The organism is Micromonospora sp. C95 (assembly GCF_018070465.1).
In the GTDB taxonomy this organism is placed as follows: domain Bacteria; phylum Actinomycetota; class Actinomycetes; order Mycobacteriales; family Micromonosporaceae; genus Micromonospora.
The window spans coordinates 136257-147150 of record NZ_JAGPXT010000013.1 but is presented as its reverse complement, the minus strand read 5'-3'; the positions used below and the strand labels follow the sequence as shown (position 1 = coordinate 147150).

Annotated in this window: 9 protein-coding genes; all 9 read right to left on the bottom strand. The window is 72.2% G+C overall.

Annotated elements, in window-relative coordinates; genetic code table 11:
• Positions 1-16: 16 nt before the first annotated feature.
• The 9 genes from KBX00_RS17240 to KBX00_RS17200 all read right to left on the bottom strand — a co-directional run bounded on the left by KBX00_RS17240 (position 17) and on the right by KBX00_RS17200 (position 10887).
• A complete protein-coding gene (locus KBX00_RS17240; RefSeq protein WP_210828189.1) occupies positions 17-1177 on the bottom strand; it encodes a hypothetical protein in 1161 nt (386 codons plus the stop codon).
• 179 nt (positions 1178-1356) lie between these two features.
• Positions 1357-1641: an antibiotic biosynthesis monooxygenase family protein gene (locus KBX00_RS17235; protein ID WP_210828188.1), complete on the bottom strand. Its 285-nt coding sequence runs from the start codon at positions 1639-1641 to the stop codon at positions 1357-1359.
• Between the two features lie 88 nt (positions 1642-1729).
• Entirely contained in the window at positions 1730-2488 is a 759-nt protein-coding gene (locus tag KBX00_RS17230) for a MerR family transcriptional regulator (RefSeq protein WP_210828187.1), read from the bottom strand.
• Positions 2489-2526: 38 nt separating this feature from the next.
• Positions 2527-4851 carry a bifunctional diguanylate cyclase/phosphodiesterase gene (locus KBX00_RS17225; RefSeq protein ID WP_210828185.1) on the bottom strand — a complete coding sequence of 775 codons (2325 nt, stop codon included), beginning with the start codon at positions 4849-4851 and terminating at the stop codon, positions 2527-2529.
• 451 nt (positions 4852-5302) lie between these two features.
• A complete protein-coding gene (locus tag KBX00_RS17220) occupies positions 5303-6793 on the bottom strand; it encodes a hypothetical protein (protein WP_210828183.1) in 1491 nt (496 codons plus the stop codon).
• Positions 6794-6842: 49 nt separating this feature from the next.
• Complete coding sequence (locus KBX00_RS17215) at positions 6843-7976, bottom strand: hypothetical protein (RefSeq protein ID WP_210828182.1); 1134 nt, start codon at positions 7974-7976, stop codon at positions 6843-6845.
• A gap of 58 nt (positions 7977-8034) precedes the next feature.
• Positions 8035-8892: an SRPBCC domain-containing protein gene (locus KBX00_RS17210; protein ID WP_210828181.1), complete on the bottom strand. Its 858-nt coding sequence runs from the start codon at positions 8890-8892 to the stop codon at positions 8035-8037.
• A complete protein-coding gene (locus tag KBX00_RS17205; RefSeq protein ID WP_210828180.1) occupies positions 8885-9442 on the bottom strand; it encodes a helix-turn-helix domain-containing protein in 558 nt (185 codons plus the stop codon). Before KBX00_RS17205 ends, KBX00_RS17210 begins: the two co-directional genes overlap by 8 nt.
• Before the next feature lie 104 nt (positions 9443-9546).
• Positions 9547-10887, bottom strand: coding sequence for a class I SAM-dependent methyltransferase (locus KBX00_RS17200; RefSeq protein WP_210828179.1), 1341 nt, complete (start codon positions 10885-10887; stop codon positions 9547-9549).
• Positions 10888-10894 lie beyond the last annotated feature (7 nt).

Below are 10894 nucleotides of genomic sequence, written 5' to 3'. Positions count from 1 at the left end.
GTGGGTGGGTGGGTGGTCAGGTCGTGACGGTGCGGCGGACGCCGCCGTGCAGGCCGCAGGCGCGGGGGCTGCCGCCGGCCAGGCTGACCTTCCCGTTCTCGCACTGCACCAGGTAGCCGCGGCCCTCCCAGAAGCCGGGCACGCAGTCGAAGTGCTCGCACACCTCGCGGGCGGGTTCGCGGACCCGTTTCCCGCCGCAGAAGTCGTACCCCATCGGGTTCTTGGGGGCGCCGCAGCGCCGCTCGGGCTTCGGGCTGGTCTTGGCGGAGCCGGTGTCGCGCGGAGCCGGCGCGGAGCCGGTGGCGGTGGCGCGCGGTGCCGACGCGGAGGCGGTGGCGCGCGGTGTCGTCGAGGTGCCGGTCGCAGCCGGCACCCCGGTGGCTGCCACCGCGGTTTCGGTGCTTGTCGGGTCGGACGGGCCGGAGTTGGCCAGGGCCACCGGCACCATCACGGCGAGCGCGGCGGCGACCACGGCCGTCCGTCGGCCGCCGGGGATCAGCGTCGACAGTCGCGCCTGCCCGGGGGTGGCGATGCCGGGGCGGGACGGGCGCAGCCGGGCGTGCTCGGCGATCAGCTCGTCGAGTTGGTCGATGACCGCGTGGCGCTGCTCGATGGCATCGGCGAAGGCCAGGGTCAGCACGAACCGGAACTCGGCCGCCACATCCGGGCGCAGCAGCACGCCGGAGGTCCGCCGCCGGTCCAGCACCTGGATCAGGGTGACCGAGGCGTGCGGGTCGTGGGCCAGACCGGTCATCCGGCCGTACGCCCAGTCGCGCCGGCCCCGCCCGCCGAGCAGCACCAGCCGCCGGTTGGTGATCACCGCCATGCCGGCGTCGGTGATCCGTACCCCGTCGGGCAGCCGCCGACGCAGTCGACCGGTAGGCGCGCCCACGGTCAGATCGGGGGCGGGCAGCACCGCGTTGTGCCGCATCTCCACAAGTTGGGCGGCCGGCACCACCCGGAGTACGACCTCGTCGGGGGCAAGTTCGAGCGGCAGGCCGTCGCCGGCCGTGGTCGAGCCCTGGCACTGCTCGGCCAGCGTACGCAGGCGGCGCAGTTCGTCGTCGCGTCGCCGCCAGCCGCCCTCGGCGCTGCGGAACAGCCGCAGTCGACGCTCGTTCTGCCGGCGCGCCCACCGGTACCGCCATGTCGAACCCGTCGAATCAGTCCTCGCCACGCCGACTCCTCCGCCGCGCATGCCACCAACCGCAGGCCACCAAATGGGGTGTCACAGTGTTAACGGCTGCGGGCACCACCCTGGACACGGCCAGAAGTGGTCGAATTACCCGATCGGTGGAGCAATACGGACGAGATGGTGGTTCCGTGGCACCGTAAACCGGCCCGTTGGTACGGACCTCAGGGTGACTCGACGGTGCTGATCAGGAACTTCTGCACCTCGGCCTCGACGATCGCCACCCGCTGCTCCGGCTCCGGGCCGGAGCCACGGAAATCCAGCAGCTGCTCCTCGGACTCCCACCGCTCGTAGACGTTGATCCGCCCCGGCTCGATCAGGTCCGCGCTGATGGCGAAGTCGAGGCAACCGGGTGCCTCCCGGGCCTGACGGACGATCTCGGCGCAGGTGGCCAGGTAGTCGTCCCGCCCGGCGGGCTCGACCTGTAGCGTGCCGGCAACGATCAGCAAGGCAACCTCCGAAGATCGGGAGAGCGGACGCCAGTCATACTCTCCCGATCCGCCCTCGTCCGCACGCCTGATCAGGCGGCGCGGCTGATCAGGCGCGGCTGATCGCGTTGGCGTGGATCGCCTCGGCCAGATACTCCGTCAGCCCGGGAGCCTTCGCCTCGTAGTGCGCGGTGAAGCGCTCGTCGGCCAGATAAAGATCGGCCAGCCCGGTGTGGATCTCGTACGTGCACTCGTAGAACCACCGGCTGATCTGCTGCCGGTGTTCCTCGGCCAACTCCATGGCCGCCGGCCCGTCGGCCGGTGCACCCGAGGCCAGCAGCGCCACGATCCGCCGCCCCCAGTCCTCGGTCTCCGCCTTGAACCGTTGCCAGTCCTCCTTGCGGTAGCTCGACGTCCGCCGGTTCGACTCCCGGTACGCCTCGGTGCCGCCCCACCGCTGCTCCGCCTCCTCGGCGTGCGCGTCCGGGTCGAAGTCGCCGAAGACCTCGAACCGCTCCTGCGGGGTGAGTTGGATGTTCATCTTGCTCGCCTCCATCGCGAATTCGATCGCCGCGACCATCTCCTGAAGGCGCTTGATCCGCACCGTCAGCAACTCGTGCTGGCGGCGCAGGTGCGCTCCCGGGCCGCTCGCCGGGTCGTCGAGGATCACGGCGATCTCGTCCAACGGGAACCCCAGCTCGCGGTAGTACCGGATCAGCTGCAACCGCTCCAGGTCCGCCTCGGAGTAGCGCCGGTATCCCGAGCCGCTCCGCCCGCTCGGCGTCAGCAGGCCGATCTCGTCGTAGTGGTGCAGCGTCCGGACCGTCACGCCGGCGAGCTTGGCCACCTGACCAACCGTGTGAGCCATGGTTCCCCCCTTTCCGGGTACCACGGTCCCGCCTGCCGTTACGTAAGGGTCAAGCCCGATTCTGCGACGCCGGACACGCCTGGCGGGTCGCAGTCGACCAGGACGGTACGCAGCTCCGCCAGGCTGGCCGGGCGACCGTAGCGGTAGCCCTGTCCCTGCGCGCAGCCGATCGCGGCCACCGCCTCGTGCTGCCGTTCGGTCTCCACCCCCTCGGCCACCACGCCCAGGTCGAACGCGCCGGCCAGCCGGGTCACCATCTCCACCGTCGCGTACGCCCGGGTGTCCTCGGGAATCCGGGCCACGAACGACCGGTCGATCTTCAACTCGGTCGCCGGGATCCGGTGCAGGTAACTCAGCGACGAGTACCCGGTGCCGAAGTCGTCGATGGCGATCCGGATACCCAGCTCGCGCAGTTGCCCCAGCCGATCCAGCACCGCGTCGCTCCCCTCGATCAGCGCCGACTCGGTCAGCTCCAGGGTCAGCGCCCGGGGGGCCAGCCCGGCACCCGCGGTGGCCTCGGTGACCGTGGCGATCAGGTCGGGCCGGCGCAGGTGCGACGCGGCGATGTTCACCGCCACCGTCGCGGACGGAACCCGTTCCTGCCAGGTGGCCGCCGCCCGGCACGCCTCGTGGATGACCCACCTGTCGATCGGCAGGATCAGCCCGGTCTCCTCGGCCAGCGGCAGGAAGCGGGCCGGGCTGAGCACGCCCAGCCGGGGGTGACGCCACCGCACCAGCGCCTCCGCGCTGCGTACCGCCCCGGTGGCCAGGTCCACGATCGGTTGAAACTCCAGGTGCAGCTGCTCCTCGTCGACGGCCCGTCGCAGGTCGGCGATCAGCTCGGCCCGGCTCACCGCCGACTCCCGCAGCCCCTGCGTGCACCGCCGGTACGCGGACTTGCCGGCCGCCTTCGCCGCGTACATGGCGATGTCGGCGTCGCGCAGCAGATCCGTGTGGGAGATGTGCTGCGGCCCGTACTCGGCGATGCCGATGCTTGCCGACGGGTGCACCCCGACCAGTTCCTCGCCGGGAGACGGTTGCAGTGCCCTCAGCAGCCGCTCGGCCAGCCGCTCCGGCGCCAACGGCCGCCCGTCGGTGACCAGCACCGCGAACTCGTCACCACCGATCCGGGCGATCAGGCCGTCGTCGCCGACCGCCCGGCGCATCCGGCGGGACAGACCGGACAGCAACGTGTCGCCGGTGGTGTGCCCGAACCGATCGTTCACCTGCTTGAACCCGTCAAGGTCCAACAACAGCACGGCGACCCGGTTGGTGCCGCGCAGCGCGCCACGCAGCCGCCGGATGAACGCCAGTCGGTTCGGCAGCCCGGTGAGCTGGTCGACGTAGGCGAGCTTGCGTAGCTGCAGCACCAAACGCAGGTTCTCGTTGGCCGCCAGCCCCTGCCGCAGCGCGAGCGTGGCCAACAGCGCCATCATCGCCAGGAAGATCGGCATCGGGGTGTGGCCGCCGGCGTCGCGGGCCAGCATGGTCGCCACGATCGCCCCGCCCACCGGCAGGTAGGGCAGCACCACCCGCCACCACGGCGGCAACGGCGCCTCCCCGGTCTCTTCGGTGGCGCCGTGGTCCCGGGGTGGGGGCATCCGGGTCGCCGCCACGATCAGCAGGTAGCTCAGCGGCCAGAGCACGTCGATCGGGGTGCCGGCCTGGTAGGTGCCGGCGGCCACCAGCGACACGTAGACCGTGTCGGCCACCGCCCGGACCGTCAGGCTCGCGCCGAGCAGCGCCATCGGCCGCCACACCGGCCGACTCGGGCCGACCACCGCGACCAGAATGGTCAGTTGCATCAGGTCGAACATCGGGTACAGCAGGCCGGCCGTGCGCAGCGGCTCGTCCAGGTCGGCCAGGCTGACGTTGCGGAAGATCAGCAGCCAGCCGATCGGAATCAGCGCCAGCCCGACGATCACCCCGTCGAGCAGGGTCCGGGCCCGCCCCACCCTGGTGCGCGGCGCGGTGACCGAGCAGAACAACGCGGCGGTGCCGGTCAGCAGGCTGGCCGCGAAGAGCAACCCGATGGGCAGGGTGTGCGGCAGGCTCTCCCCGAGTAGCCGCTGAGATGTCCACAGTGCCCGTCCGGCCAGCGACAACGCCATGGTGGCGGACAGCAGCAGCCAGAACCGGCGTACCGTCGGATGCCGGCGGGACGCCGCGACGCAGGCGATCGCGGCCCAGCCCGCCACGGTGAGCGCGCCCAGATCGCTCACCAACGCACCGGCGGGCAGCCCGAGTATCAGCCAGAGCGCCTCGACCGCGACGACGACACCGGCGCCGACCAGCCCCACACGGCCGACCCGGTCCGTTCCGGGCGAGCGCGCGGCGGCCCGCTCGACGTCCTTCCGCGACACAGCGATCGCTCCGGCTCTCTTTCGTGCGTACACCCTCGACAGTGAGGTCCGGCCCTGGCAAACCACGAAAGCCTAGCCACGCCCGCCGCCACCCCGCCAGATCCACCAGTACGCAAGTGCCCAACCTGACGGCGCCCTCCGGGACGGGCCTCCCGCTCCACCCGCCGACCACAACCCGCCGCAGCACGGTCATGACTCCGCGTGACCATGACGGCAAATCACTGAACGTGACCACCCGGCCCGCCACCGACAATGCCGCCTTCCACCTTTGCTCTGCTTACCTATACGCAACCCCACGTTGAACAGGCACTATCGGGATGGCGCGGCGTACGACCCAGTCACTCAGCGCAACCTGTGCGTATAGGTAAGCAGAGCAAAGCGTCCGTAGGTGATGGTGTCCCTGCCGGGGACAGTTACCGTCGGCGGTCCTGGCGGCGGCCGGCGCTTGCGCTCACCCCCATTCTTCGTCGGGCGCCGCCGCTCCGGATGCGGGTGGACCACCGTGGGTCCACGGGGTCTCATCCGCGATGGGGAACGCGGCGCCCGGGACGTAGGCGTCGCTGAGCGTGGTGTAGCAGAGTCGCTGCCCCACCTCCGGCACGCTGCCCGGGTTGGCCGTCAGGCCGCGCCCCATTCCGCCGGACAGCTCCAGCACCACCTCGGTCTTGCCGTCGGCCGTCGGGGTGACGAACACCAGCCGCGCTTTCTGCCCGGGACGGGACGGGCTGGTCAGGGTCGCGCCGACCGGCAGCTGCACCGGATCGGTGGTCATCAGCTGGATGCGCGGGCGCAGCACCGGCCGGCGGCCACTGTCGTCGACCCGGGTCGGATCGGCCAGCAACACCTCACCGACGAACGCCTCCCCGGTCAGCCGGTACTCCGCCATCACCAGCGGATCGTCGTAGGCACGCTGCACCGCGTAGGTCGCGGCGGCCCGCTCCAGGCGGTGCAGCCGGGCGGCGGCGGCCACCGCGCCGTCCCGGCGTGGCTGGGGCGCACCGTCGGCGTCGAGATGGTCGGCGTGGGCGGTGAAGGCGTCGCGGTCGCCGTCCCACCGCCCGGCTACCCGGGCGCCGGGCGGCAGGGCGCGCAGCAACCCCAGGCCGCGCCACATCAGCTCCCAGGTGGGCACCAGCTGGTCCCGCAGCAGCCGCTCCAGCTCCGCGTACGCCTCGACGCGCGCCGCCTCGTCGTCGGCAGCGGCGTACGCCTCGATGGCCGGCGCCAGCAGCCGGTTGTCGAACTCGGGATCGGTGGCCGGGCCGGCCGGCGGGCAGCTCGACGGATCCTCGGCGCGGGCGGCCGCCTCCGCTCCGGACAACCCGGCCGGCGGGGCGATCCAGCCCAGCAGCGCCGGCAGGTGCAGATCCTCCACCGCGCTCTGCCCGGTCGCCCAGTGCAGCGTCAACGCCTGGGTCATCGCCACCAGCGCCGACGAGCCGGGATGCTCGGCCCGTTCGGCGAAGAAGGTCAGCCACCGACCCAGCAGTGGCACCTGCGGCGGCACCGGATGATCGCCGTCGACCCGACGGAACCGGGTGGACCGACCGAGCAACCGCAGGAACGTCACCCCCGCCGGATTCGGCACCAGCAGCTGCGGTGCGTCGAGGTAGCGGTACCGGACGTCCCGCCCCCGGTCCACGGCGACCGCCTCGTTCGCCGTGCGGTGTGCGTCCACGTAGGGCAGTACGAGCGCGGCCAGCTCGGCGGCGAACTTGAATCGTTGGTCCCGGTTACGCGGCTGCGGCACGATCAGCAGCCGCCCGTCGCCGGGTGCCGAGCCGATCATCGCGGCGAGCGGCGCATTGGCCTCCCCCGCCATCGCCAACGGCACCAGCACCAGCGGGCGCCTCGACAGGTGCAGATGCCGGACGGTGGCCACCGGCTCGGCCACCCCGGTGGCCACCGCCTGCGCCGCGGCCAGCGCCCGCAAGGCGCTCATGTCGACCCTCCGACCTGAGACACCACGACGCCGTGCCCGATGCGCTCGCTCATCCGGTGGCGAGGGCGTCGGCGCGCAGGCGGGCCGCGGTCCGCAGCAGCGCGGCGGCTTCCGCCCGGTCGGGGTCGGTGACGGTTTCCCCACCGGCGAGCGCCAGCACCTCGGCCACGTCGGCGATGCCGCCGAGCGCCTCGCGGACCGGGCGACCGAGCGCGCCGGTCTGTCCACGCGCCTCGTGCCGGCAGAAGTACGCCAGCTCGCAACTGGCCAGGCAGTCGGGGGCGTACCGGGCCGGCACCCGGGCCAGCGAACCGACCAGGGTCGCCGGATCGGCGGCGGGATCGGCAGTGAAGTCGGCCGGTACGTCGGCCAGCAGCGTGTCGAGCCGGTCCATCCGGTCCAGTTGCCGGCGTACCACAAGCAGGTGCCGGCGGACGTCGAGCAGGTGCGCGACCGGCTCGTTGCTGAAGTCCCGGGGGCAGACCAGCACCACCTCGTGCGACACCAGCCGCGGGTCGTGGCCCCGGTCGGTGAGCAGCTCCCGCAGGGCCAGCACGTAGACGGCGGACTGCACCGCCGCAGCGGCCAGTTTCGCCGGGTCGGCCTGGCCGTCGACCACCGGAAACGACTTGATCTCGACCACGTGGAACCGGCCGCCCAGCCGGGCGGCCACCAGGTCCGGCTCCAGGTGTACCCGCTGCCCGGCCACCGCCAGGCCGAGCATCGGATGGTCGAACAGCGCCGCCGGCTCGCCCGGTTCCCCGGCACCGGTCGGCTCGTCGGGGTGGTATCCGCTGGGCGGCAGCGCCTCGGTGAGCAGGGTCGCCGAGCGGCGGGCCCGGGTCGCCGGGTCGTCGCCGTCGCCGAGATCCGTCCAGCGGGTCGCCGCCGGCACCGGTACGCCGAGCCGCGCCGCGACCAGTCGCAGTAGTTCGGCACCGCCGTCGGCCTTCACCTGTGCCTCGAAGGTGTTGCCCCGGGTGATGGCGAACCGGGACTGCCCGAACCGGGCCGGAAAGCCGACCCGCTCGGCCAGTGCCGGTTTGTCCACCCCCGCACCGTCCAGCACGGCCCGCCGGGTGCAGCCCGGGTTGCCGGTCAACGCGGCGATCGTACGGGCGTTGTGCCGCTTCGGCGGTGCGTCACCCCGGATCGCGGCCAGTCGCTGCTCGGTGTCGGTCACGACAGGCCACGATAGTCGTGCCGGCGAATCCCGGCGCGACTATCGTCGCCCGCCGCCACTACCCCGTCGCCACGCCTGTCTCCTCGGGCAGCCAGATCGGCTGCCAGTCGGGCACCTCGTGGAAGCGGCGCAGCTCGGCCAGCCCGGATACCGACCCGGCCCAGGCGGCGTACGGCGGGTTCTGCTCGTCGAAGCCGCTCTGCACGAAGGTCAGCCTCGTCTTCCCCGCCGACTCGGTCAGCTCCCAGCTGGTGACGCCGGGCACCCCCCAGTCGACGGACATCTTCCGGCCGGGCTCCAGGTCGACCACCTTGGCGGCGAAGCCGCTGTCGAAGCCGCCCATGGCGTACCGGCCGCCGACCCAGGGTTCGATCCCGATCGGATAACCGAACCAGGCGCTGGCCTGCTCGGAGTCGGTAAGCGATTCCCACACCTTGTCGGCCGGCGCGGCGATGACCAGCTCGCCACGGAAGTCGGTGCCGGTGAAGTCCACCTTCGGCAGCAACGGCTGGCCGGCCAGGTGGGACTCCAGGTTGGCGACCGAGAGCGCCCAGTAGGTCTGCAGGACGCCCCGGATGCTGGTGCCGTTGAGCACGTCGTTGAAGTCGAAGTGGGTCTGCGACAGCCGGAGCACGGTGGCGTCCGGTCCCTGCGCGCTCAGCGTGATCTCGGTGGTGGTCTCCACCCCGTCGAGCAGCCAGGCGAAGCGCAGCCGGTCGTCGTCGGCGTGCAGCACCCGCTGATGTGGAGCGTCGCCCTCGGGCGTGTGGCGGCCCCAGAACTCGTACCGCTCGGGCAGCTCGACCTCGGCGTGCTCGGCCAGCCAGACGCGCAGCTCGGCGGGGTCGGTCAGGGCCTGGCGCACCCGCGCGATCGGCGCGGCGAGGCGGGCGGCGAGGGTCATCGGTTCAGTCACGGTCGGTCCCCTTCGGGTAGCAGGCCACGGCGAGCTTGAAGGCGTCTCCCTCGGCGCCGCCGTAGCGGGTGAACAACTCCTGCAGCGCGGACTGCAGGTCGTGCAGGAACTCCTGCCGGCGTTCGGCCGGCACCCGGATCTCGCCGGAGACGCCGATCGACGGCAGCTCCGGTGCGGTGCGGTCCAGGGCGGCGACGTCGGCCTGGACCTCCTCCATCAGGTCCAGCAGGTAGCCCAGGCTCAGCTCGTCGCGGGCGCGACGCAGCCCGATCCGGCCGACCAGGCGGGGTGAGAGCCAGTACGACCGGGCGACCGCCTGGTAGATGCCCTCGGTGATGCCGCGGACCTTGCGCTTGTCGACCTGCTCGACAAGCCCGGCCGCGACGAGTTGCTTGACGTGGTAGTAGACGCGCTGCGGCGTCTGCTCCAGCCGGGCGGCCACCTCGGTGCAGGTGCGTGGCTCGGCCAGCTGCCGCAGGATCTCGACGCGCTGCGGTTTCAGCAGCACCTCGGCCTGCTCGATCTGCTCCAGGTACAGGACGTCTCTCATGACAAAATCAGTTTGTACGTAAAAAACTTCCTTGTCAATAGCGACGAGAAAGGCCGCGCCGGCAGCTTCCGGCGCGGCCTCGCCTCAGTCGCGCGGTGACCGGGTCAGGGCAGCCAGTCCGGGCGCAGCGGGTAGCCGTTCACCGCGTCCGGGCCGTTGCGCGTCGCCACCACCTGATGCAGTTGGATGCCGTTGCGCTCGAACGCCAGCCGGGAGCCGGCCATGTAGAGACCCCACACCCGGGCCGTGCCCGCACCCACCTCGGCGACGCAGAAGTCCCAGTGCTCCACCAGGTTGCGGCACCAGGCGGCGAGGGTCAGCGCGTAGTGCTGGCGCAGGTTCTCCTCGTGGTGCACCTCCAGCCCGGCATCGTGGATCTCACCGATCACCCGTCCCGGGCCGGCCAGCTCGCCGTCCGGGAAGACGTACCGGTCGATGAACGCACCGGACCGGTGCGGTGCCCGGTTGTCCGCCCGGGTGATGCAGTGGTTCAGCAGCCTTGCCCCCGGCCGCAGCCGGTTCCGCAGGAACCCGAAGTAGGCCGGATAGTTGCGGACTCCGATGTGCTCGGTCAGGCCGATCGAGGAGACCGCGTCGAACTGTTCGCGCGGTGCGTCGCGGTAGTCCAGGTGCCGCACCTGCGCCAGCCCGGTCAGCCCCTCCCGCTCGATCGCCGCCTGCGCCCACTGCGCCTGCGCCCGCGACAGCGTCACTCCGAGCGCCTTGACGCCGTACTCGCGGGCCGCGTGCCGGACCATGCCGCCCCAGCCGCAGCCCACGTCCAGCAGCCGCATCCCCGGCCGCAGCGCGAGCTTGCCGGCGACCAGGTCGTACTTGTTCGCCTGCGCCTGCTCCAGGGTGTCGTCCGGGCTGCGGTACACCGCGCAGGTGTACGTCATCGACGGGCCGAGCACCCGCTCGTAGAAGGCGTTCGACACGTCGTAGTGGTGCGAGATGGCGCTGCTGTCGCGGATCCGCGAGTGCCGCAGGCCAGCCACGATCCGCTTCCAGCGGGGCCGGGCCTCCTGCGGCGGAGCCGGCGGCGGCAGCAGCCGCTCCCAGCCCAGCTCGCGCACCAGAGCCAACCCGTCGGCCAGCGCCGGTGCCCGCATCCGCACCCCGCCGAGCACCCGCAACGCCTCGTACGGGTCACCCGGGTGCACTCCCTCGATGGCGAGGTCACCGCTGACGTAGGCACGCGCCATGCCCAGGTCGCCCGGCGCGGTGAGCAGGTAGGACAACCCCCGCTCGGAGCGGATCGACAGGGTGATCCCGGCGTCGGCCGGGCCGATGGAACTGCCGTCGTACCCGGTGACGCGCACCGGCAGGGGGCCCGAGGTCACCGCCCGGACGATGTCCGCCACGGTCGAACCACGCCGCCGGCCCCCAGGGGGCGGCGTGGCGGGAGCGCCTGCCGCTCCCTGGCTTCGGTCGGTGAGACTCATGCCGGAA

Coding starts and splice junctions, on each gene's coding strand:
- KBX00_RS17230 (WP_210828187.1), bottom strand. CDS start 2,488: ATGGCTCACACGGTTGGTCAGGTGGCCAAGCTCGCCGGCGTGACGGTC.
- KBX00_RS17220 (WP_210828183.1), bottom strand. CDS start 6,793: ATGAGCGCCTTGCGGGCGCTGGCCGCGGCGCAGGCGGTGGCCACCGGG.
- KBX00_RS17205 (WP_210828180.1), bottom strand. CDS start 9,442: ATGAGAGACGTCCTGTACCTGGAGCAGATCGAGCAGGCCGAGGTGCTG.
- KBX00_RS17200 (WP_210828179.1), bottom strand. CDS start 10,887: ATGAGTCTCACCGACCGAAGCCAGGGAGCGGCAGGCGCTCCCGCCACG.